The following is a 22,368-nucleotide window of genomic DNA, read 5'->3' as shown; positions in this document are numbered from 1 at the left end:
GGCCTTCAGTACGGTTTGGATGCGCCGAGGGCGCGCATTACACCGCGGATCTCCGCGAGCCCCTTCATCCGGCCGATCGCCGGATAGCCGGGCTGCGCGCCGCGGGTGAGATCGTCGAGGATGTCCTGGCCATGGTCCGGCCGCATCGGGATCTCGGCATCCGTCCGGCCCTCGGCCCGCCGCCGAGCTTCCTCGTCCAGAAGCGCGCCGATGAGGGCCACCATATTGGTGCCGCCGTTGAGATGCTCCGCCTCGTGGAAGGAGCAGGGCGTGCCCTCTGTCTCGCGCGTGACGTTGCGGAGGTGGGCAAAATGTATCTTCGGCCCGAGCGCCCGGGCCATGGCGGCGAGGTCGTTGTCCCCGCGGGCGCCGAGCGAGCCGGAGCAGAGCGTGGCGCCGTTGGCCGGGCTTTCGACAGCGGCGAGGGTGCGCTGGTAATCCTCTAGCGTCGACATGATCCGCGGCAAGCCCAGAAGCGGGAAGGGTGGGTCGTCCGGGTGGCAGCAGAGCCGCATGCCGAGGCGCTCGGCGTCCGGCACGACCTCGGTCAGGAAGTCGATGTAGTTTTGGTGCAGCCTTCGGGCCGAGATGCCCGCATAACGCTCGAGTTGGGCGGAAAGGTCGGCCAACGTCCAATGCTCCGCCGCGCCGGGCAGACCTGCGGTGACGTTGCGGGCGAGCTTCACCTTCGCCTCGTCGCTCATGCTGGCGAAGCGGCGGTCGGCCTCCTCCCGGAATTCCTGCGGGTAATCGGCCGCGGCGCCCTTGCGGGCGAGGATATGGATGTCGAAGGCGGCGAAATCGGAGAGGTCGAAGCGCATCGCTGTGCCGCGGTTCGGCAGCGGCCAAGCGAGGTCGGTCCGCGTCCAGTCGAGCACCGGCATGAAGTTGTAACAGATCACCCGGATCCCGGCCGCGGCCAGGTTGCCGAGACTTTCGCGCCAGTTGTCAACATGGGCGCGCCAGTCGCCGGTCTGGGTCTTGATCGCCTCCGACACCGGCAGACTCTCGACCACGTCCCAGTCGAGCGTGGTGGGCGCGCCGTCGGGCGCGTGGCGGACCTCCTGCTGGCGCTTTGCGATCTCCGTCGGCTGCCAGACATCGCCGGTGGCGACGTGATGCAACGCCGTGACGATGCCGCGGGCGCCGGCCTGCCGGGCCTCGGTAACGGATACGCGGTCCGCGGGACCGAACCAGCGCCAGGTTTCCTTCATTTGCTCTTTCGGCTCCTCTGCCGGCCGCGGGATCGTCCCGTCTGCGCGCCGCTTGAGATTTTGCTCGCGCCCGGCCCTCAATGTCTCCATACTAGAATGGTAGGTCTCGCCCGTCAACGCGGGGGACCCCCACATTTGCGAGGAGTCGTCGATGGCTGAGGCGTTCACCTTGCCCGCCCGCGAGCCGCACGAACCGAACGCCGCGTATGTGCTGCGCGCGCTGAGAATGGCGATTGTCACCCACCGGGTGGAGCCGGGGCAGATGCTCTCTGAGCAGGAGATCGCGCGGCGGTTCGCGATCTCGCGCCAGCCGGTCAGGGAGGCCTTCATCAAGCTCTCGGAGGCCGGGCTGGTGCGGGTGCTGCCGCAGCGGGGCACGCAAGTGGCGCGGATCTCGCTGGCCGAGGTGGGCGACGCGCGCTTCGTGCGCCAGGCGGTGGAGATCGCGCTGGCGGCGGAGGCGGCGCGGCAGATCACCGGGGTCGGGGCGAAGGCGCTCGCCGCGCATATCCGCGCGCAGTTGGCGGCGGCGGAGGAGGCTGAGCAGGCAGCCGGGCAGGGGGCAGAGGCCGCGCGCGAGCGGTTCTATTTCCTCGACGAGGCCTTCCACGCTGATCTCGCCCGCATCGCGGAGCGCCCGGCCAGCTGGAAGATGCTGGAGACGGTGAAGGCGCAGATGGACCGCGTGCGCTTTCTAGCCATCGAACGCAGCTCGCCCCTGGAGGCGATCATCGCCCAGCACCGCGCCATCGTCGACGCGGTCTCCGCCGGCGACGCGGCCGCAGCCGCGGCGGCGATGGAGGCACATCTTTCCTCCATCCTCGGCGAGCTGCCAGAACTGCGCCGGCTCTACCCCAGCCATTTCGCGGAGGAGGGGTAGGCCCTACCCCCGGGCCCGCCTTACCGAAACCCTTGCGACGTCAATGATTGTCGCGCGGCGTGAACTTCGCGGCGATGGACTTGTAGTTTGGCGCGTCCCGCAGGGTCATGCCCTCCGAGAACGGGCCGACCAGCTCGCGGAAATACTGCTGCCAGGGCGACTGGCTCTCGGGCACCTTGTAGCCGCCCTCGGCCACCAGTTCCCGCGCGCGCTCGGCCAGGGCTTCCGCCGACATTAGGATATCCGCCGTCCCGTCCTTCAGGTCGATCCGGATCCGGTCGCCGTTCTTCAGAAGCGCCAGCCCCCCGCCTGCAGCGGCCTCGGGCGAGGCGTTGAGGATCGAGGGCGAGCCGGAGGTGCCCGACTGCCGCCCATCGCCGATGCAGGGGAGCGAAGCGACGCCGCGCTTCAGCAGGTAGGCCGGCGGGCGCATGTTCACCACTTCCGCGCCGCCCGGGTAGCCCAGAGGCCCGGCCCCGCGCATGACGAGGATCGTATGCTCGTCGATCCCCAGGGCCGGATCGTCGATCGTGGCGTGGAACTGCTCCGGCCCGTCGAAGACCGCGACCGGCCCTTCGAAGGCCATCGGGTCAGCGGGGTTGGAGAGGTAGCGCTTGCGGAACTCCTCGGAGATCACCGAGGTCTTCATGATCGCACTATCGAAAAGCGTGCCCTTCAGGTTCAGGAACCCCGCTTCCGCCTTCAGCGGTTCGGCGACGGTACGGATCACCGCGTGGTTCTCGCTGCGGCGTTCGCCGCAGTTCTCGCCCATGCTGTGGCCGTTTGCGGTGACCGCATCGGGATTGGGCAGCAGGCCCGCCGCCATCAGCTCGCCCACCACGGCCGGAACACCTCCGGCCCGGTGGTAATCCTCGCCAAGGTATTCGCCCGCTGGCTGCAGGTTCACCAGAAGCGGCAGGTGATGCCCGATTGCCTGCCAGTCGTCATTGTCGAGCGGCACGCCAAGGTGGCGGGCGATGGCGTTGAGGTGAATGGGCGCGTTGGTCGACCCGCCGATGGCGGAGTTGACGGCGATTGCGTTCTCGAAGGCGGCCCGCGTCATGATGTCGGAGGGTTTCAGGTCTTCCCAGACCATCTCCACGATGCGCTTGCCGGTCTCGTAGCCCATCTGCCCGCGCTCGCGGTAGGGGGCGGGAATGGCGGCGGAGCCCGGCAGCTGCATCCCGAGCGCCTCGGCCAGGCTGTTCATCGTCGTCGCTGTCCCCATTGTGTTGCAATAGCCGGTCGAGGGGGTGGAGGAGGCGACCATTTCCATGAACCCGTCATCGTCGATCTCGCCCGCGGCGTGCAGCTCGCGGGCCTTCCAGACAATGGTGCCTGACCCGGTTCGCTCGCCCCGGAACCAGCCGTTAAGCATCGGGCCGACGGAATAGGCGATGGCCGGGATGTTCACGGTGGCGGCAGCCATGAGGAGCGCCGGCGTGGTCTTGTCGCAGCCGATGGTCAGCACCACCCCATCAATCGGATAGCCGAAGAGCGACTCGGTCAGGCTCAAATAGGCGAGATTGCGGTCGAGCGAGGCGGTGGGCCGCTTACCGGTCTCCTGGATCGGATGCACCGGCACCTCCAGGGGGATGCCGCCCGCAGCGATAATCCCGTCGCGCAGCCGCTTGGCCAGCTCGATGTGATGGCGGTTGCAGGGCGAAAGATCGGAACCGGTCTGCGCGATGGCGATGATCGGCTTGCCGCCCTGCAGCTCTTCCCGTGTCAGGCCATAGTTGAGGTATCGCTCGAGGTAGAGCGCGGTCATCTCGCGGTTGGCGGGGTTGTCGAACCAGAGCCGGGAGCGGAGCGAGCTGGCGGTGCGTTTCTGTGTCATGGCTTGTGTCTTTCGGGGTTTGGCGGGGTTTTGCTCTCCGGGGCGCGATCCTAACGGATCACCCGCTCCCGTCCGTAGAGCATCATCATCACGATTATGACAAGCCCGAAGACGACCTGGCGGAAGACGTCGTCGGGCAGCTTCACGCCCAGCTGGGCGAAGTAATCCTGCGGCTGCAGAACCGAGAGGATGGATTGCAGCAGCGTGATCAGGATCACGCCCGCGATCGTGCCCAGGTAGGAGCCGCGGCCACCCAGGACGTTGGTCCCTCCCAGCACGATGGCGGCGATGGTTGGCAGCAGGTAGGGATCGCCCATCGCCTGGTAGGACCGGCTGGCCCAGCCGGAAAGCAGCACGCCTCCTGCTGCGGCACAGGCGCCGGAGATGGCGAAGACGAGGACCGTCACCTTGCGGCTGTCGACGCCAGAAAGGAACACTGCCCTCTCCTTGTTGCCTATGGCGTAGATCTGCCGACCAAGACGGCTGCGCGTCAGCATCCAGACGATCACGCCGCCAAGCACGATCCAGATCAGCAGCGGATTGGGCACATCGGGGATCAGGTGACCGCTCGCCAGCGCCACCATCAGCGGGGTTGCCGCGTCCTGCGGCGCGAAGCCGCCCGTGTGCCAGACCATCAGCCCCTGGGCGACCGCGTTCATCCCGAGCGTGAAGATCATCGACGGTGCGCGCAGATAGGCCACGCCCACCCCGTTCACGAGGCCGGCCAGCAGGCCGCAGCATATGCCGAACGGGATCGCGAGCGGCTGGCCCAGCGTGTGGCCCAGGATCCCCTCAGCCCCAGTCGCCATCATGCCGCCCATGGCGATGACCCAGGGGATCGACAGGTCGATCTGCCCCATTAGCATCACCAGCATCACGCCGGAGGCGATGATCCCGAGGAACGAGGCCGTCTGCAGTTGCTGAACCAGGTAGGCGGCCGACAGGAACCCCGGCTTGGCGATGGAGCCTATGCCAAGGAGAAGCACGATGCAGCCGAAGGCGATCAGCACTGCCGGGTCGATCTTCGCGAGGGTTTTCGATGTCATCATGGTCCCCTAGCGATAGAGATCGAGCTTGTTGCGGATGCGCAGCAACCTGAGCGAGCCGAGGCTGACAGCGAAGAGTAGTACGACCCCGACGAAAAGCGGCTGCAGCACCGGGTTGATGTTGAAGACGATCAGCAGGTCGCCCACGGTCCGCATTACGAAGGCCCCGAAGATCGATCCGATCGCGCTGCCGAAGCCGCCAAAAAGCGAGGTGCCGCCGATCACCACTGCGGCGATGGAGTTCAGGGTATAGTCGTTGCCGAGCGCTGCCCGCGCCTCACCCGAATAGGTGATGCAGGTCAGAAGCAGTCCGCCAAGGGCCGCAAATAGCCCAGCCAGCGTATAGGCCGAGAGCTTCGCCCGAGCGATGTTGACGCCGGAGGCATAGGCCGCCTGCGGCGAGGAGCCGACGGCATAGATCGAGCGGCCGAGCACTGAATTGCGGTAGGGCAGCCAGACCAGCACCACGGCCGCCAGCAGCAGCACGGCTGAGGAGGGGACGGCATAGGTCGACCGCGTCATCCAGTCGGCGAATGCGCCGTTGATATCGCCGCCGGGCGTCGGCCGGACCGCCAGCGCGATGCCGAAATAGATGGCCGAGGTCGCAAGCGTCGCGATCAACGGCTGAAGCCGCCCGTAGACGACGATCAGCCCATTGACCAACCCGCAAAGAAGCCCTGCCACCAGCACGATGACGATGCCGAGCGCGGTCATGCCCGGGCTGCCGGAGACGACGGCGGAGGCCAGGCAATTGGCCAGCATGAAGGTCATGCCGACCGAAAGGTCCAGGCCCCCCGTCAGCACCGGAAGAGTCTGCGCCATGGCAACCAGTGCCAGCAGCGCACCTTTGTTGACGGCGGTGTTGACCACGTCGGCGGACATCCCGATCGGCTGGGCCGCGCCATAGACGGCGAACATCACCGCGAAGATCGCTACCGCGACCAGCACGCCGCGCTGCGCCGCGAACCAGTAGCGCCAGCTGCCGCGCTTCGGCCGTTTCATCGCCGGGTCCTGCGCCACGGTCATAGCGCGGCCTCCTTCTGCTCGGTGGCCGGCGTGCCGATGTTCAGCGCCGCGCCGACAAGGTTGTGCTCGGTCAGCTCCGCGCCCTGCAGCATCCGGGTGATCGTGCCGTCATAGAAGACGGCGACCCGGTCGCAGCAGCCGATCAGCTCGTCGTAGTCCGTTGAATAGAACAGGATCGCCGTGCCCTCGGCGGCGAGCTGCCGCAGCAGCTGGTAGATTTCCTGTTTGGTGCCCACGTCGATGCCGCGGGTCGGGTCGTTCAACAGCACGATCCTCGGCCGCGTCATCAGCCATTTGCCGATCACGACCTTCTGCTGGTTGCCGCCGGACAGCGCCGCCACCGGCCCGTCCACCCCGTCCGCTTTGATAGCGAGCCTACGCACGATCTCATCTATTAGCTCGTTCTCCTTCGCCCGGTCCACCCGGCCGAAGCGGCTTACCGTGTCGAGGGCCGCAAACGACAGGTTCTCGCGCACCGTCATCGGCAGCATCAGCCCCTCGTTCTTGCGGTCCTCCGGGATCAGAGCCAGGCCCAGTTCCGGCGATTTCGCCTGTTTCGGGCTGCCGATCTTTACCGGCTTTCCGGCAATCTCGATCTCGCCGCCGACCCCGATCAGCGCGCCGAAGAGTGCCAGCAGAAACTGCCTCTGCCCCTGACCGTCGAGGCCGCCCAGCCCCACCACCTCGCCCGGGCTCACCGACAGGGTGATGTCCTTCAGCTCCCCCGCCCAGGACAGGTTCTTCACCGAAAGGGCAGGGGACCCGGCCCGCATCGTGTCCCCCAGCGGCGGGAAGGCGGAGGAGTATTCCCGCCCTATCATCATCTCGACGATCTCGTTGTCGGTCTTGGTGCCGGCGCGGAAGGTCTCAATATACCGCCCATTGCGGAAGACGGTGCAGTCGTCGGCCAGTTCCGCGATCTCGTTCATGCGGTGGGAGATGTAGATGATCGCCATCCCCTCCTCCCGCAGCCGCTTCAGAAGCGCGAAGACCTTGGCGACATCGCCCGCGGTCAGCGCCGATGTCGCTTCGTCGAGGATCAGCACCTTGGGATTGCGCGCCAGCGCCTTGGCGATCTCTACCATCTGCTGGCGCGACAGCGGCAGCTCGCCCACCGGCGCATCGGGGTGAATGTCCTCGCCGCCGATCCGCGCCAGCATCTCTGAGGCCAGCCGCCGCTGCCCGGCCTTGTCGATCAGCCCGAACCGGCGCGGCGGCGCGGTGATGCAGATGTTATCGGCCACCGAGAGATCTGGCAGCAGCGACAGCTCCTGGAAGATGCAGGAGACGCCAGCGGCCGAGGCCTCGCCCGGCGTAGCAAAGGCCATCGGCCTACCGCCCAGCTCAATCTTGCCCGTATCGGGCTGCACGACCCCTGATAGGATCTTGATGAAGGTGGACTTGCCCGCCCCGTTCTCCCCCAGCAGCGCGTGGATGGAGCCGGCACGACAGGCGAACTGCACGTCCTCCAGCGCCCGCACCCCGCCGTAGTGTTTGGAGACGCCCTCCACCCGCAAAAGCGGGCCCGGTGCGCGTTCGCTCATGTTTCGGCCTTTCCTCCCTGCCGATGCGCGGCGGGGGCCAACCCCGCCGCGCATCCCGATCTTAGTTGTTCTTGGCCGTCTGCGCAGCGATCTCGGACGCCGAGAAGCCAATGTTGCAGCTCGGGAAGTTGTTACCCGCGAAGAAGCTGCCGGGAAGGTTCGGGAAGACGGTCTTGCCGTCCGTGAACGGCGAGTAGTCCACCGCTGTCGGCAGCGCGATCTCTTGCGGGATCACCTTGCCTTCCAGCGCCGCGATAGCGGTCTTGATTGCCACCGCGCTCTGCGCCGGGCCCGTGCCGCCGGACTGGCAGGTCAGCTTTGCCTTGTCGCAGATCTCGCGGAAGGCATTCTCCGTCTCGCCGGAGATCGGCGCCTTGAACTTGCCCGCGTCGAGCATCGCCTGCGCCGTGCCCTGGCTGCCGCCCTGTACGTAGATACCCTGGAAGACACCCCCGGCGGCGATCGCATCGGCGGTCGCCTTCTGCGCGTCGCCCGGCGCCCAGTTCCCGATCACATCGACCACCTTAACCTTACGCCCGGACGCGCCGAGCACCTTGTGAAAGCCGGTGTTGCGGGCGATGTCGACCGGCTGGCCGGCCGGACCGCGGACGTGCAGGAAGGTCAGGTCGCCCGTCTTCGGCGCTTCCTTCAACAGGAATTTCGCTGCCATCTCGCCAAGGCCTTCCTGGTTCACGTTGACCGAGATCTGGTCGGGGCTGTCGATCACGTTGTCGAAGGAGACGACGACGACGCCCTTGGCATTGGCCTTGCGCACCACGCCCTTGAAGGCGGCGGAGCTGTTGGCGTCAACGATGATCGCGTCAAAGCCCTGGTCGATGAAGTTATTAGCCGCGGCGATCTGGGCGGCGATGTCCTGGCCGACCGAGACGACCTTGAACTCCTTGATCTCTTTGGCGACCGAGGGCTGAGCAACATAGGCCTTAGCGACCCGGATCATTTGGACCCGCCAGTCATTGGCGATGAAGCCGTTCACCAGCGCGATGCGGAACGGGGCCTTGTGCGCCTTCCACTGGAAGAATTTCGTGCTGGCCGACTGCGGCGTGAAGCAGCCCGGATCGGCCCCGGGGCCCTTCACGACACTCGGACCGGCAGCCATCGCAGCGGTCGCGGCCCCCGCCGCCAACAGCAGCCCAAGCGCGCACGACTGCAGCATCTTCTGCGTTTTCGTCATTGATCTTCCTCCCATTGGCAGGGCTCTGGCGCCCTGTCCTCCCAATTCTGTACGGAGGTCGATTTTAGCTGTCAACGACAATGATAGCGCTTCCATTGACGATGGAAGCGCTATCATATGCATACTGCATAGTCCTCGCCCGTGCCTGAAACACGGGCGGGGCAGCAAGGGAGGGACGGTTCCGCATGGTCTCGGCCGCGGGGCAACCCGCGGCGGGCTGAAGAAACCTTGCCTGTATAGGTGCGGGTAGTGGAAAGAGTGGCGCGATGACAGATAAGGACATTTCCACCCGGCCCCGACGCCGAACGACGCTTGGCGATGTCGCCCAACGGGCCGGCGTCAGCGCGGTCACGGTTTCGCGCGTCCTGCGCGAGCCGCATCTCGTCTCCGAAACCCTGCGCGAGCGGGTTGCGACGGCGGCCTCCGACCTCGGCTACGTGCCGAATCGGCTGGCGAGCGCGCTGGCCTCGGCGCAGACCAACACGATCGGCGTCGTGGTGCCCTCGCTGACCAACGGCGTCTTCAACGATTTCCTCAGCGCGCTGCACAACGTCTTCCTGCCGGCGGGCTTCCAGCTTCTCGTGCTGAACTCGCGCTACACCGATGCCAACGAGGAGAAGGCGATCGCCACCCTCCTCGGCCACCATCCGGAGGCGATGATCGTCACCGGGGTTGACCAGACCCCCGGGGCGCGGCGCATGCTGCAGCATGCGGGCGTGCCGGTGGTGCAGGTGATGGAGCTGACCGACCGGCCCATCGACATCAACATCGGCCTGTCGCAGGTAGAGGCCGGCCATGCCGCCCTGCGCTTCCTTATGGAGCGCGGCTGTTGCCGCATCGCTCATCTGATGGCGCCGCTCGACGCCCGCGCGGTGCGCCGCCGCGAGGCGTTCGAACAGGAAATGGTCTCGCGCGGGATGGAGCCGCTGGTCATCGCCTCCACCCGACCGACCAGCGTGCCCCTCGGGGCCGAGCTCCTCGCCGCGCTGATAGAACGGCATCCGGACGTGGACGCGGTCTGGTGCTCCAGCGACAACCTCGCCCTCGGCGCGCTCTTCGAATGCGACCGGCGTGGGATCCGGGTGCCGGAGGACATCTCCTTCATGGGGTTCAACGACCTGGAGTTCTGCTCCATTGCCCATCCCGCCATCACCAGCGTGGCAACACCGCGCTACGAGATGGGCGAACGCACGGCAGAGATCGTGCTGGAGATCATCCGAGGCTCCGGCAAGCGCCCCGAGGAACGGCGGATCGACATGGGTTTCGAGATCCGCGAGCGGGATAGCACGCGAAAGGCGCCCCGACCCTAAGTGGCAGAGGGCCAGCGGCCGTCCGCGGGTGGGCGCTGGTCCGGCGGCTTCGCCCGCTGTTTCGGGCCGGAGCCGCGCTCACAGCGCCGCGGTGATCCCGCCGTCGACGTAAAGGACGTGTCCGTTGACGAAGGAGGCCGCCTCCGAGGCGAGGAAGATGCAGGCACCCACCAGCTCCTCTACCTTGCCCCAGCGGCCGGCCGGGGTACGCGCCTCCAGCCAGCGAGTGAAGTCGGGATCGGCCACCAGCGCGGCATTCAGCGTCGTATCGAAATACCCCGGCGCGATGGCGTTGCAGCAAAGCCCGTATTGCGCCCAGTCTGCCGCCATTCCCTTGGTCAGGTTCCCCACCGCCCCCTTAGTCGCCGTGTAGGGCGCGATCGAGGGCCGGGCGAGCGCGGTCTGCACGCTGGCGATGTTGATGATCCGCCCCGTACGGCGCCCGATCATGTGCCGTGCGCAGGCTTGGCCCACGTTGAAGACCGAGGCGATGTTGGTCTGCAACAACAGCTGGAACGCCTCGGCCGGGAACTCCTCCAGTGGCGCGCGGAACTGCATCCCGGCGTTGTTGACCAGGATGTCGATTGGCCCGGCCTCCGCCTCGAACCCGTCCACCGCCGCGCGCGCCGCGGCATGGTCGGTCACGTCGAAGGCCAGGGTTTCCGCCCCGCCAAGGCCCTCCGCCGCAGCGGCGAGCTTCGCCCGGTCGCGCCCGTTCAGCACCAGCTCCGCGCCGGCGGACTTCAGGCCCCGCGCGAGTGCCAGCCCGATCCCCTGGGAGCTGCCGGTGACCAGGGCCCGCTTGCCCGCCAGATCGAAGATCCCAAGTCCCTGCATCATCGCAACCCCTCCCGCTTGCCTCCCCAAGCCCTCCCGTCGCGGGCGCGCGATGTCAAGCGCTCGGCCTTGCCGCCGCCCGGCGTTCCCGCCAAACTGGCACGATGTGCCGGAGCGGGAGGAAACCATGGCATTCTTCGAGATCGTGGACCCGGCCTTCCGGTCCTATGTCCTCTTCAACGCGCCGGTGAAGCAGCTTGCTACCGGCTTCGACTGGGCAGAGGGGCCGGTCTGGTTCGGCGACGCGAATTGCCTTCTGTTCTCCGACATCCCTAACAACCGCATAATGCGCTGGACGCCAGGGGTGGGGATCACCACCTTTCGCCAGCCCTCGAACTACGCCAACGGCCACACCCGCGACCGCGAGGGCCGCCTTGTCTCCTGCGAGCACGGGCTGCGCCGGGTGACGCGGACGGAGCTTGACGGCAGCATCACGGTGATCGCTGACGGCTACCAGGGCAAGCGGCTCAATTCTCCGAACGACGTGGTTGTGGCCTCTGACGGGGCGATCTGGTTCACCGATCCGCATTACGGCATCGCCAGCGATTATGAGGGCTTCAAGGCCGAACAAGAGTTGCCCTGCAATGTCTACCGCGTCGATCCCTCGGGTGGGATCGACGCTGTGATCACTGATTTCAACTGTCCCAACGGCCTCGCCTTCAGCCCCGACGAGAGCCGGCTCTACGTCGCCGACACCGGTCGCATTTTCCAAGGCGATCCGCAGCATATTAGGGCTTTCGACGTGGGAACGAACTGGCGGCTTTCGGGCGGCGAGGTTTTCCACCGGATCGAACCCGGGGCTGCGGACGGCTTCCGACTGGATACCGAGGGCAACATCTGGTCCTCGGCCGCTGATGGGGTGCATTGCGTGGCGCCCGACGGGCGGCTTCTGGGCAAGGTTCTGGTGCCGGAGCTGGTCTCCAACGTCTGCTTCGGCGGCCGCGCGAAGCAGCAACTCTTCATCACAGCGACGACGAGCCTTTACTCGGTGGCACTGAACAGGAACGGAGTGCAGAGGCCTTGACGGCCCGAAACATCGTTACGCAGTCCGGGGACTAGTAACAGCCGGCGCAGTCGCACCGCCGGTGAGTCACCAGGCATCGGCATGGCTGCAGCGCGACGATGATCAGACCATTGGAATCGAACTGGCCAATAAGAATAACTTGGGAGGATCAATGCCGGCGGATGAGCCTTTGGCCCGCGTAGCAACCCTACCAGGGTCGAAAGCGAAGTCCAGGCCGAGGGTAGGTCAACCTGGGGGGCGGAACAGCCTCCGAAGAGGGGTAGAATATGAGGGTGTAGACGCTCGCCGACGGCCTCAGTGCGCCATGGTGGGTTTGAGTGACACGCGACAGGCTGAACCCGCGGGAGTAACAGCAACAACCAAATGAGGGCCAAACCAAGAACAACAGTAACCAACTCGCTCGAACCGGACGGGACCGCGTCACCTAATCAGTCCGGAAACAGAACGATCGGCATCCATCTGCCTACGTACGGCCTCAATCTACTGGCGGCCTTGTTGACCCGGATCATCAGCAAATCTATAGATCACCCGCAATGGTCTAGGGCCCACAAGCCACCTTCCCGAAACAGCACAAAGTCCAAGACAATGCCAAATTTTCACCCCCGATACCGATGGTGTCCGCATTTGGATAGATCCCTCTTAATTGTGCAAATAGTATCTACCAGACTGCCTTCTTGTCACGAGCAAGCCCCCACACTGAATTTGCGCTGGGAATGAGGCCATATGACAACCCGAAGAAATCAAAGCATACCAATCTTATGGCTCAAGTCGGCGCTCTTGGCAAAGCTAAGCAAAGTCCCCTTTTTCTCACATCGAGCCCGGGCAAGATTTTCCAGGTCGGCGGAAAAGCGCAGGAAGAAGATCGCAAGCATAGTTGGCGAACAATTTTATTTTCACGCCCAGACCACCACACCCTCAGAAATGGAAATTAAGGACAGTACCAGAAGTGCCTTGGATCGCGGGTTGCTCCAAGGCCCCAGGAGGCTTGAATCAATTCAGGGCATTAAGCTCGATGTTCAAACGGATATAGAACCTCAATACGCAACAAGCCAAATCTTGGTGGTCTGCCTGCACGCTCCTACGGTCAATCACGCTGGGGGACTGCGCATTCTTGATATGATCCGTCAAATCAAGAGCAAGCATCCTCATGTCTATGTCGAGCTATTTACCGCAGCGAACCTTGAATCTCTTGGCCCGATGGGTGAGGCATCACAGATCTTTGATAATATTGTTTTGGCGGACGGCTACAATTTTTCAGTTTTGGAATATTTGCGGCGCGCGCGCCATCCGAGATATTTCGATGTTATTGATTTTCAGTTTCCGCAACCCCCAGAAATTATCGAATCCTATCGGAAGATTGGCCGCCGGCTAATCTTCACTCCGATGGAGAGTCATATACGTAATGAGTGCATAGAACGCGGCACTGACGCGAAATCGGAAGGCGGCCTCACATCGGGGAGCGCCTTAGAAGAGGCAAGGATTTGCCGAGTTGTTGATCAGACCATATGTGTCTCCATGAAGGACTGTGCAGCAATTCGCTCCTTTGTTGAGGCTGACGTGGTAGCCATTGAGACTGGGATCTCTGAGATCGAATTCTCGAGCGACATATCTCCGATCGATCAAGAGGATCACGCAGTATGCTATGTCGCTTACTTCGGCTCCGACACCAACAAGGACGCCTTACGATGGTACCTCAATGAGGTTCATCCGAAGGTTCGTGCAGCGGTACCAGAATACGAATTCCGCATCATTGGTCGAGGGGATATTTCGGATATCCTTCCCGAGCAGATGGACGGCATCAAGCATATTGGCGAAGTCGACCACATTGCTCCACATGTCATGGCCGGGGCGGTAGGCATTGCGCCGGCACTCAGCGGCGCCGGATTTCGAGGGAAAATCAATCAATATGCCCATTTGAATGTCCCTGCTGTTGCATCACCTCTGTCAGCCGAAGGCCTCGCATATATTGATGGAGAGTCCATCCTGATTGCTGAACGGCCATCTGATTTTGCTGAATGCGTGGTCACATTGCTGACAGATCCCGAAACCCGCCGCTCGATTGCGGCAGCGGCGGCTGTTGTATGCAGATGCAACTATAGCTGGGATTCGAAGTGGCCACAAATAGCGGATTCCTATGGCTTACCAGCCCGCACCGACCTAATTGAAATGCCTACTGTCCATGCCGTCGTCCCGTCGTATCAACATGCTGCCTTTATCGAAGAGCGTCTGCGATCGATCTTTGATCAGCAATACCCGAATATTCGCGTGACGGTGATAGACGATCACTCCACAGATGGGTCGCATGAAATTCTGGAGCGGCTGCGCAACAAATATAATTTCGAATATATCAGGAGGGAACAACAGAGTGGCTCTCCATTTTCAGCGTGGAAATATGCCGCCGCAAACACCAAAGAGGATTTGATCTGGATTTGCGAGAGTGACGATTCCTGCGATCCCTTGTTTGTGGGTAGGCTCGTCAGGTACATGACAACCCGGCGCGCTGCTAAGATTGCCTATTGTGCGTCATGGTATATCGATGACGCCGGGGAGTATATTGGGTCAAGCCTTCAATATCACTCACAGCTCTTTCACAAGACCCGGTGGTCGCGCCCTTTTATTGCGCGCGGAGATCAGGAGTTATGGGAGTTTCAGCGCTTTGGCATGATCATTCCTAACATGAGTGGAGCGCTATTTGATGCCGATGTATTTCGCGCGGCATTTACCAATGATGTATGCAATTATAAGCTCGCCGGCGACTGGCTCTTCGCTGGGCAGGCCATGCTGCATGGTGATGTCATTTATATTCCAGAGCTCCTTAACAAATTCCGACAGCACGGCCAAACGGCGCGCATCAAGACCAACGACGCGCGACGTATGGCGGAACATATCTCCGTGCGTCTCAATCTATCGAAAAAATCTGGTGCCTCGGAGCGGGAAGTTCTACAGACGCTCGAGCCCGACTTGGAGAAGTTGCTCGACCGGCCCGAAATTGTTGTTTCCGTGTTAGCAGAACTTCGTGCGCTTGGTCTGGAATATGAAGTGCAGCTCGTTGCCTTGCTCGCTGAGCGTCGCGGCAAGGCCGCTGTGGACGCGTTGAGGTAGAGTTGGCTCGCCGAAATGCAGCAATTGGAAGTCAAACGAATGTCGGTCAGGCGGAGGGCGAGACTTGATATCGATAGATGAGTATCTGACCACTGTATCGAAGAACTTTGAGACGTTGCGCGAGATGGCCGCTGATATTGAAGCGGCAGCGTCTATTTGCGTCCAAAGCCTACGATCTGGTGGGAAAGTGATATTTTGTGGAAATGGTGGCTCCGCAGCGGATAGTCAGCATTTGGCCGCCGAGCTGATGGGTCGGTTTCTTGTCGATCGGGCGCCGCTGCCAGCGCTTGCGCTGACGGTGGACACGTCTGCATTGACTGCAATTGGAAACGACTATGGCTACGATTTAGTCTTCGCGAGACAGTTGCGTGGCATTGGACGCGAAGGCGATGTCCTCATCGGACTTTCGACGAGTGGCACCAGTGCGAATGTCGTTCGCGCCTTTGAAGTTGGGAGCGAGATTGGCATTCGTTGCATCGCGCTGACCGGAAGCGCCGAGAGTCCTCTTAGTAAGATGGCTGCGCTGGCGGTTCGTGTACCGTCGAACCAGACCAACCACATTCAAGAAATGCACATAGCGATCGGCCATATTATTTGCGGCATAGTGGAGATAGAGCTTTGCTCCGACAAGCCGTAGTGCTGGTCGGTGGTCTTGGCACCCGCCTTGGGGCTTTGACCGCCGACGTACCCAAACCGATGCTGCCGGTAGGCGGCGAGCCGTTTCTCGACATCCTCTTGAGGAACATTGCGCGTCATGGTTTCGAGGAAGTCATTCTTCTTGCCCGGCACCAGGCGCAGAAGATCCGCGATCACTATGCTTCCGGGAGGATCGGAGGCGCAAAGGTCAAGGTCATCGAAGAGGCTGGCCGGGCGGGGACAGGGGGGGCCCTTAGGGAAGCGGCAGACCTGCTGGATGATGTGTTTCTGCTGAGCAACGGTGACTCGTTCTTCGATTTCAACTACCTCGCCCTTGCACAGCGGTTCGGGCGCCAGCACTGCAACATCGCGCTTGCGCTTCGCGAGGTGCCGGACACGGGGCGCTTTGGCCAGGTTAGTATCGACCAAGGAGGCAGGATTCTTCACTTTGCGGAAAAGTTGCCAAGTATTGGCCAACCCGGCTTGATCAACGGCGGCGTCTATGTTGCCGCGCGGCGGATCATCGATGATATCGGCCCCGGTGAGGTGTCGCTCGAAACCGATGTCATGCCCCGCCTAGTGGAACGCGAACAGATCATTGGCATGACGTTTGAGGGCTACTTTCTCGATATCGGCATGCCAGAGACTTACGAGCAGGCTCAGGTCGAACTGCCGGCAGTGGAGCGCCGCAAGGTAGTCTTTCTCGACCGCGACGGTACTCTGAACCGGGACGACGGCTATACCCACAGGACCGAAGATCTCGTCTTTCTGCCAGGGGCCGTCGATGCGGTCCGGCGCTGCAACGACGCCGGACGGTTGGTCATCGTGGTGACCAATCAGGCCGGTATAGCGCGCGGCTATTTCGATGTGGCGCAGATGCGGGAGTTCAACCGGGAAATGAACCGCCGCCTACAGGACGCGGGCGCTCATGTCGATGCATTCTATTTTTGCCCGCATCATCCGAACGGATCGGTTGCCGAATTCTCTAGGACATGCGACTGCCGAAAACCCGGGACAGGCCTGTTCGAGCAGGCCCGTTCCGACTGGCGCATGGATCTGGACGAAGCTATCATGATTGGGGATAAGCCCAGCGATCTGCAGGCGGCAAGAGCGTTCGGCATTCGGGCGGTTCAGACCGACGGAACGGACCTCGGCAAGATCGTCGAAGATATGGGACTGTAATGCTCACAATTGTAAGAACTCCTCTCCGGATTAGCCTCTTCGGCGGCGGCACCGACTATCGGGAGTATTTTGAGCACAGCGGCGGCGCGGTCCTCGGCGGCACTATCGACAAGTTCATCTACATGATCTGCCTGCCGATGTCCCCGGTGGCCCAGACCCGGTACAGGCTGACCTACAGCAAAGTCGAGACGGTGGATCATGCCGCCGAGATACAGCACCCGGTGATTCGCGAAGTGCTGAAGGATGAGGCCTACGATGTGCCGTTCAATCTCGCTGTAATTTCCGACATTCCGGGAGGCAGTGGGCTCGGAAGTTCATCCGCCTTCACCGTCGGCTTCCTGAACCTCGTGCGACATCTCAAGGGGATCGCACCGACGAAATACGATCTTGCGCGGGCCGCCGTTCGGGTCGAAAGCGAACTCCTGCTGGAGCGGGTGGGCGTCCAGGATCAGTTCCACGCCGCGTTCGGGGGATTTTCGCTCTATGAATTCAAGAAAGACAACACGGCGATCTCGCCGATCCAGATGAGCACGGGATTCCGCAGGAAGCTGAATGAGTCTCTGGTGCTGGTCCACACCCAACGATACCGATCTGCATCCACTATTCTCGAGGAGCAGGTGAAGGTTACCCGGGAAGGGAAGGTCAACAGCGACCTGCAGGCCATAAAAGAGTTGTGCTTTGAGGCGCGCCAGCATTTCCAGAGCGGCGATGCCGATATGGCGCTGACCGAGATCGGCAGGATGCTGAGCGAGAACTGGCGGATCAAGCGGTCGCTCTCGTCATCTATCTCCAACACTCACTTGGACGAGATCTACGAGGCCGGCATGAAACTCGGCGCGTATGGTGGAAAACTGGCGGGCGCCGGAGGCGGCGGGTTCTTCATCTTCCTCGCGCCGGAAGACGCCATCAAACGGATGCAGTCCTGGTTCGGGGCGGAACGGGTGATAAAGGCGGAGTTCCAGGATGAGGGCTCACGGCTTGTGAAGGCCCTCTGACGCGGAATACGACCCACCCAACAATGCAACCATCGGAAGAGAGGCTATGGCGAAGAAGCGTGCACTGATTACGGGCATCACCGGTATGGTGGGCTCTCATCTGCTAGACTACCTGATCAAGGAAACGGATTGGGAAATCTGGGGCATGCTCCGTTGGCGCAGCCCGTTGGTCAACATTCGCGAGCATCTCCCTTTGATCAATCGGAAAGAACGGATACATCTGGTCTATGCCGACCTGCGCGACACGATGTCGATCGATGCCGCGGTACAGCAGAGCAAGCCAGACTATGTCTTCCATTTGGCGGCACAGAGTTATCCCAAAACGTCCTTCGACAGCCCGCTTGATACGATGGACACCAATGTTCAGGGCACGGAACGCCTCCTGGGTGCGCTCCGCAAGTATTGCCACGATTCGGTTATCCATGTCTGCGCCTCTTCCGAGGTCTTCGGTCGTGTGCCGCGCGAGAAACTGCCGATCGATGAAGAGTGCAGTTTCCATCCCGCATCGCCCTACGCAATCTCGAAGGTTGGCACGGATTTGATCGGCCGGTACTACGCCGAGGCGTACAACATGACGGTAATGACGACCCGCATGTTCACCCACACCGGCCCGCGCCGGGGCGACGTCTTTGCCGAATCCACCTTTGCCAAGCAGATCGCTCTGATTGAGCAGAACAAGACCTCTCCCGTCGTGCGCGTGGGAAACCTCGACTCGCTGCGCACCTGGGCGGACGTGCGCGATGCCGTTCGTGCCTATTTTCTTCTGGTTACCCACAACCCACAGCCGGGCGCATACTACAACATTGGCGGTGATTTCACCTGCACTGTCCGCGAAACGCTCGACACACTCATCGGCATGTCGACGCATCCTTCGATCGAGATAGAGGTCGATCCCGAACGGCTACGCCCCATCGACGCCGATCTTCAAGTTCCCAACATTGCCAAGTTTGCTGCGCACACCGGCTGGAAACCGGAAATACCCTACAAGAAGACGATGCAGGATCTGCTCGACTACTGGCGCGAACGCGTTCGCGAGGAGAGCTATTTTCTGACGCGTTGAGACCGAGGTTAATACCCAAAACCACGAGGCAAGACTTATGGAGAAGACCGATCGTATCCTGGTAACGGGTGGGCGGGGACTCGTCGGCTCTGCCGTGGTTGAGCACCTGCGGGACAAGGGGTACGCGAACGTAATTGCCATCGGCCGGCAGGACTGCGACTTGATGGATCGCGGCGCGACGGAAACTGCGATAACCGAACTCCGCCCGGACCACATTTTCCATGCCGCCGCACGAGTATATGGCATCATGGGGAACATGAAGAACCAGGCTCTGTCGTTCTTCGAGAACGTCACTATCAACACCAATGTAATCCATGCGGCAAAACTCGCGGGCACACGTAAGATCACGGTGATGGGCACTGGGGCGGTATATCCTTACCCCTCCCCACGCCTTCCGCTAATGGAGGACGACATCTTCCTTGGCCGTCCTCATCCAGCCGAGGCTTCGTATGCCCAAGCTAAGCGCGCAGCGCTGGCAATGCTTGAGGCCTATGAGGACGATCATGGGCTCGAATGGGCATATGTCGTTTCCTGCAACCTCTTTGGGGCGCGTGACAAGTTCGATATCGAATTCGGACATGTCGTTCCTTCTCTGATTGCAAAGTTCCACCATGCAAAGATGACCGGCGGACGCGTCACGGTCTGGGGCGACGGCTCGGCCCAGCGAGACTTTCTCTATGTAAAAGACTGTGCGACAGCGATAGAGCGCATCATGAGTAAGGGTCGCGGCACAGTTAACATCGGAAGTGGGAAGATATATAGGATCCGCGATGTTGTTGATACTCTCGCTCGATTGACTGAAATGGAAGGCAGGCTCGACTGGGACGCAGGTAAACCCAATGGACAGGATTATCGGGCGTATGATCTTTCCCGTCTGTCGGCACTTGGCTTTGAACCGAAGTTTTCATTGGCGGACGGACTGAGAGAAACTTGGAATTGGTACAGAGATTCATTTAACTAATAGGACTGGCCATGAAAGAGATAAGTCACGCAAGATCAATTTCAGAGTATGCTGAGTATGTATCTGAAACGCACGCCTTGCGCGCCTTCAAGACCGAGATCCTAAAGCATCTTCTAAACGGAACAGATCAAGAAGGAACCCTCCCGGGCTTTAGTTCAACTGCCGGACACATGGTTGATTTCCTGATTGACCCAAATCTCCGCCTTGCCGATGGAAAGATCAACCTTCGAGAAACGGTGAATTGCCCCGAGACTTGGTTCAACACGAGAATGCGGGCTGCAATTCAGGCTGTGACGCACCACGAAAATAATAGGCATGAGGATGCCTATATCATGGAACAAAAAACGCCGCTCTATAAATTCCTTAAGGGAATTTTCCCTCACCTGATCGGGAGCGAATTTCTTGGAGATGATATCCCTCTTGGTCAATCCGATCGAACCGGATTGAGGAATGAGGACGCTACTCGCTTAACCTTTCCGGAGGAGAGCTTCGATCTCGTTATGTCATTTGAAGTTCTTGAGCACATCCCAGATTACATTGACGCGTTGAAAGAGGTGCGGCGAGTGTTGCGGCCGGGCGGGAGGTTCTATTTTACTGCACCTTTTGTGACAGGGCGCAATGAGCACATAATTAGGGCAAAGATTACAGATGGAAAAGTCGTGCATATCTTAGAGCCGGAATGGCATGGAGATCCTATTAAAAACGAGGGGATACTCTGCTTCCAACATTTTGGATGGTCTCTTATAGATGAGCTTTCGGACTGTGGATTTTGTAATGTTGAGGCGTTGCTGTTTGATCAGATCGAATACGGCTACTATACCCTTGATCCGATCTTAGTGTTCCGAGCGCTCGCCTAGAGTTTTTAATATGGTTTCTCCCTAAAGAGAGGATATAGTCGACATTACCACCTGCAACCAAAATAAAATTAAATAGATCTGATTCTTTTAAAAGATTCGGCCACGTATCTTCCGTAAGATCACATTCACTACTGATCGTAAACTAAAGCAGATCGAGCCAAAGCTCTCTGCGTGAACTGTAATTGGGCGCATCTTTCCTGACATCAAACTTCTGTCCGAAAACTCTCTTGCCAGTCAACGCCGCGGCCAAAATCGGCAGAACGAGGAGCATCTGCCGAGAAATTCAGGAAGGTGGCCACTAAACCCCCGGAAGCAGGGCCCCAGGTTAGGGCCGCTTGGGCAATACCTGTGCCCAAGGGCAAAGGGGTGCCGTACGCCGCCCCGTAAACTGTATCCGAATATTCCGCCTAACTCTAAATTTGGGGGCGAGTACCAGGCTGAACCTACATCCCGGCTCGGGACAGCATCCTGGGTGAAGTGTGATTGACTTAAACAAGGTCGACAGGCCGCGGTCCGTGCCGGAAGGCCAGGCGCTACTATAAGCCCGCCTGTTGCTTAAGCAATTTGACGGTGCACTTGCCCCAAACGACCGACCAGACTACAAATCGTCGAGTGTCGTTATCCACGAGTGTCCCGGGGCGGCAGCCCAAGGAAGGCGATGGCTTCGGAGGTGGCAACACGCCGGAGTGGTGAGGAGGGAGTAGTTGGTGGCACCCAAGCTCTATGACTGTTTTCCGTTTTTCAACGAATTTGATCTCCTCGAGATCCGACTGAACGAACTTGACGGTGTCGTCGACAGCTTCGTGATCATCGAGGCCGGTGAGACCTTCAGCGGCAAGCCGAAGCCCTACTGGCTTGAGGAGAATTTTGATCGATTTTCTCAGTTCCGGGACAAAATCATCCATCTTAAGATTGATCGTTTTCCGCCGAAGACTGCTCCTTGGGAGCGGGAACGGCTTCAGAGGGATAAGCTACTCGAAGGGCTGAGAGAGGCTGGGCCCAACGACCTAATCATGCTCTGCGATGCCGACGAGATACCTAGAGCCGATGTACTTGCAGGAATTAAGTGCGATCCGCCGATGCGGGGAGAAGTGCTTTGTTTGGAATTGCGATGGTTCTTCTTCTTCTTGAATATGGAGAAGCGCGAACGCTGGCTGCGTCTGGGCCCACGTGTGATCCAGCGGGCAGGCCTTACAGGCATGCAAGATCTGCGCTACGTGCGCGGCCCAGCGGATCGTTATTTCCGTGACTTACTGCGCTGTTGGAAGGCACGGTGGGGGATGCGACGCTGGATTACGCGGCGGGCAATCCATGATGCTGGCTGGCACTTCACCTGGCTCGGGGGTCGCGACGCCGTTGCGATTAAAGCAGGAGCGATCCCCTTTCACTCGCGGCTGCCGAGGAATATGGAGCGGCAGGACGTAGCACAGCAGGTTATCGATGGCTCTGTGGCGGCAGTAGGAACGGATTATGACATCGTGCCTGTCGACGAAAGCTTCCCGCTCTTCGTGCAACAAAACCGCAAGCTTTTCTCCCGACACATTCTCGAGGGCTGAGGCCAGGGATAGACTGTTTTACATCTAACCCCGCCGAATAGAGAAGTCGGCTCATTAACCGCACCCCGGACTTCGACACTTCGGGGCTGATTTTCCAGATTCCGGG

Annotated in this window: 18 protein-coding genes; 11 read left to right on the top strand and 7 right to left on the bottom strand. The window is 61.1% G+C overall.

Annotated features, from left to right (window positions below; all coding sequences use genetic code 11):
* Positions 1-5: 5 nt before the first annotated feature.
* Positions 6-1,214 (bottom strand): mannonate dehydratase, encoded by a 1,209-nt coding sequence (gene uxuA, locus EIP85_RS17935; protein WP_127903587.1) that lies wholly within the window; start codon positions 1,212-1,214, stop codon positions 6-8.
* Between the two features lie 151 nt (positions 1,215-1,365).
* Between uxuA and EIP85_RS17930 the strand changes: the two genes are divergently transcribed.
* Complete coding sequence (locus EIP85_RS17930) at positions 1,366-2,094, top strand: GntR family transcriptional regulator (RefSeq protein ID WP_127903586.1); 729 nt, start codon at positions 1,366-1,368, stop codon at positions 2,092-2,094.
* 40 nt (positions 2,095-2,134) lie between these two features.
* On the opposite strand, the gene EIP85_RS17925 is transcribed toward EIP85_RS17930, so the two are convergent.
* From EIP85_RS17925 to EIP85_RS17905, 5 genes are all read right to left on the bottom strand, one after another.
* Positions 2,135-3,934: an IlvD/Edd family dehydratase gene (locus tag EIP85_RS17925; protein WP_127903585.1), complete on the bottom strand. Its 1,800-nt coding sequence runs from the start codon at positions 3,932-3,934 to the stop codon at positions 2,135-2,137.
* 50 nt (positions 3,935-3,984) lie between these two features.
* Entirely contained in the window at positions 3,985-4,980 is a 996-nt protein-coding gene (locus EIP85_RS17920) for an ABC transporter permease (RefSeq protein WP_241560084.1), read from the bottom strand.
* A gap of 9 nt (positions 4,981-4,989) precedes the next feature.
* Positions 4,990-6,006 (bottom strand): ABC transporter permease, encoded by a 1,017-nt coding sequence (locus EIP85_RS17915; RefSeq protein WP_241560083.1) that lies wholly within the window; start codon positions 6,004-6,006, stop codon positions 4,990-4,992.
* Entirely contained in the window at positions 6,003-7,550 is a 1,548-nt protein-coding gene (locus EIP85_RS17910) for a sugar ABC transporter ATP-binding protein (protein WP_127903583.1), read from the bottom strand. The genes EIP85_RS17915 and EIP85_RS17910 overlap by 4 nt, the downstream gene beginning before the upstream one ends.
* 61 nt (positions 7,551-7,611) lie before the next feature.
* Entirely contained in the window at positions 7,612-8,742 is a 1,131-nt protein-coding gene (locus EIP85_RS17905) for a substrate-binding domain-containing protein (RefSeq protein ID WP_206615578.1), read from the bottom strand.
* Positions 8,743-9,008: 266 nt separating this feature from the next.
* Here EIP85_RS17905 and EIP85_RS17900 point away from each other — a divergent pair, with 266 nt between their 5' ends.
* A complete protein-coding gene (locus EIP85_RS17900; protein WP_127903582.1) occupies positions 9,009-10,052 on the top strand; it encodes a LacI family DNA-binding transcriptional regulator in 1,044 nt (347 codons plus the stop codon).
* A gap of 78 nt (positions 10,053-10,130) precedes the next feature.
* Here the strand turns inward: EIP85_RS17900 and EIP85_RS17895 are convergent, their stop codons facing one another.
* A complete protein-coding gene (locus EIP85_RS17895) occupies positions 10,131-10,892 on the bottom strand; it encodes an SDR family oxidoreductase (protein ID WP_206615577.1) in 762 nt (253 codons plus the stop codon).
* A 124-nt stretch (positions 10,893-11,016) separates the two neighbouring features.
* Here EIP85_RS17895 and EIP85_RS17890 point away from each other — a divergent pair, with 124 nt between their 5' ends.
* The 9 genes from EIP85_RS17890 to EIP85_RS17850 all read left to right on the top strand — a co-directional run bounded on the left by EIP85_RS17890 (position 11,017) and on the right by EIP85_RS17850 (position 22,262).
* A complete protein-coding gene (locus EIP85_RS17890) occupies positions 11,017-11,913 on the top strand; it encodes an SMP-30/gluconolactonase/LRE family protein (protein WP_127903581.1) in 897 nt (298 codons plus the stop codon).
* Between the two features lie 723 nt (positions 11,914-12,636).
* Positions 12,637-15,015, top strand: a complete 2,379-nt coding sequence (locus tag EIP85_RS17885) for a glycosyltransferase (RefSeq protein WP_127903580.1) — start codon at positions 12,637-12,639, stop codon at positions 15,013-15,015.
* 64 nt (positions 15,016-15,079) lie between these two features.
* Positions 15,080-15,652, top strand: a complete 573-nt coding sequence (locus EIP85_RS17880; RefSeq protein WP_241560082.1) for a D-sedoheptulose-7-phosphate isomerase — start codon at positions 15,080-15,082, stop codon at positions 15,650-15,652.
* Positions 15,634-16,833, top strand: coding sequence for an HAD-IIIA family hydrolase (locus EIP85_RS17875; protein ID WP_206615576.1), 1,200 nt, complete (start codon positions 15,634-15,636; stop codon positions 16,831-16,833). The genes EIP85_RS17880 and EIP85_RS17875 overlap by 19 nt, the downstream gene beginning before the upstream one ends.
* Positions 16,833-17,828 carry a GHMP family kinase ATP-binding protein gene (locus EIP85_RS17870; RefSeq protein WP_127903579.1) on the top strand — a complete coding sequence of 332 codons (996 nt, stop codon included), beginning with the start codon at positions 16,833-16,835 and terminating at the stop codon, positions 17,826-17,828. Before EIP85_RS17875 ends, EIP85_RS17870 begins: the two co-directional genes overlap by 1 nt.
* 46 nt (positions 17,829-17,874) lie before the next feature.
* A complete protein-coding gene (locus EIP85_RS17865) occupies positions 17,875-18,888 on the top strand; it encodes a GDP-mannose 4,6-dehydratase (RefSeq protein WP_127903578.1) in 1,014 nt (337 codons plus the stop codon).
* A 37-nt stretch (positions 18,889-18,925) separates the two neighbouring features.
* Positions 18,926-19,849 (top strand): GDP-L-fucose synthase family protein, encoded by a 924-nt coding sequence (locus tag EIP85_RS17860; RefSeq protein ID WP_127903577.1) that lies wholly within the window; start codon positions 18,926-18,928, stop codon positions 19,847-19,849.
* A gap of 11 nt (positions 19,850-19,860) precedes the next feature.
* Positions 19,861-20,706: a class I SAM-dependent methyltransferase gene (locus EIP85_RS17855; RefSeq protein WP_127903576.1), complete on the top strand. Its 846-nt coding sequence runs from the start codon at positions 19,861-19,863 to the stop codon at positions 20,704-20,706.
* A gap of 707 nt (positions 20,707-21,413) precedes the next feature.
* On the top strand, positions 21,414-22,262 hold the full coding sequence (locus EIP85_RS17850; protein WP_241560085.1) for a glycosyltransferase family 17 protein: 849 nt from the start codon (positions 21,414-21,416) through the stop codon (positions 22,260-22,262).
* Positions 22,263-22,368: the final 106 nt, after the last annotated feature.

This window comes from Solirhodobacter olei, assembly GCF_004010155.1.
GTDB classification, from domain to species: Bacteria; Pseudomonadota; Alphaproteobacteria; order Rhodobacterales; family Rhodobacteraceae; genus Solirhodobacter; species Solirhodobacter olei.
The sequence above is the reverse complement of the archived record's forward strand: the minus strand, read 5'-3'. Positions and strand labels throughout refer to the sequence as shown.

Coding starts and splice junctions, on each gene's coding strand:
- uxuA (WP_127903587.1), bottom strand. CDS start 1,214: ATGAAGGAAACCTGGCGCTGGTTCGGTCCCGCGGACCGCGTATCCGTT.
- EIP85_RS17930 (WP_127903586.1), top strand. CDS start 1,366: ATGGCTGAGGCGTTCACCTTGCCCGCCCGCGAGCCGCACGAACCGAAC.
- EIP85_RS17925 (WP_127903585.1), bottom strand. CDS start 3,934: ATGACACAGAAACGCACCGCCAGCTCGCTCCGCTCCCGGCTCTGGTTC.
- EIP85_RS17920 (WP_241560084.1), bottom strand. CDS start 4,980: ATGACATCGAAAACCCTCGCGAAGATCGACCCGGCAGTGCTGATCGCC.
- EIP85_RS17915 (WP_241560083.1), bottom strand. CDS start 6,006: ATGACCGTGGCGCAGGACCCGGCGATGAAACGGCCGAAGCGCGGCAGC.
- EIP85_RS17910 (WP_127903583.1), bottom strand. CDS start 7,550: ATGAGCGAACGCGCACCGGGCCCGCTTTTGCGGGTGGAGGGCGTCTCC.
- EIP85_RS17905 (WP_206615578.1), bottom strand. CDS start 8,742: ATGACGAAAACGCAGAAGATGCTGCAGTCGTGCGCGCTTGGGCTGCTG.
- EIP85_RS17900 (WP_127903582.1), top strand. CDS start 9,009: ATGACAGATAAGGACATTTCCACCCGGCCCCGACGCCGAACGACGCTT.
- EIP85_RS17895 (WP_206615577.1), bottom strand. CDS start 10,892: ATGATGCAGGGACTTGGGATCTTCGATCTGGCGGGCAAGCGGGCCCTG.
- EIP85_RS17890 (WP_127903581.1), top strand. CDS start 11,017: ATGGCATTCTTCGAGATCGTGGACCCGGCCTTCCGGTCCTATGTCCTC.
- EIP85_RS17885 (WP_127903580.1), top strand. CDS start 12,637: ATGACAACCCGAAGAAATCAAAGCATACCAATCTTATGGCTCAAGTCG.
- EIP85_RS17870 (WP_127903579.1), top strand. CDS start 16,833: ATGCTCACAATTGTAAGAACTCCTCTCCGGATTAGCCTCTTCGGCGGC.
- EIP85_RS17865 (WP_127903578.1), top strand. CDS start 17,875: ATGGCGAAGAAGCGTGCACTGATTACGGGCATCACCGGTATGGTGGGC.
- EIP85_RS17860 (WP_127903577.1), top strand. CDS start 18,926: ATGGAGAAGACCGATCGTATCCTGGTAACGGGTGGGCGGGGACTCGTC.
- EIP85_RS17855 (WP_127903576.1), top strand. CDS start 19,861: ATGAAAGAGATAAGTCACGCAAGATCAATTTCAGAGTATGCTGAGTAT.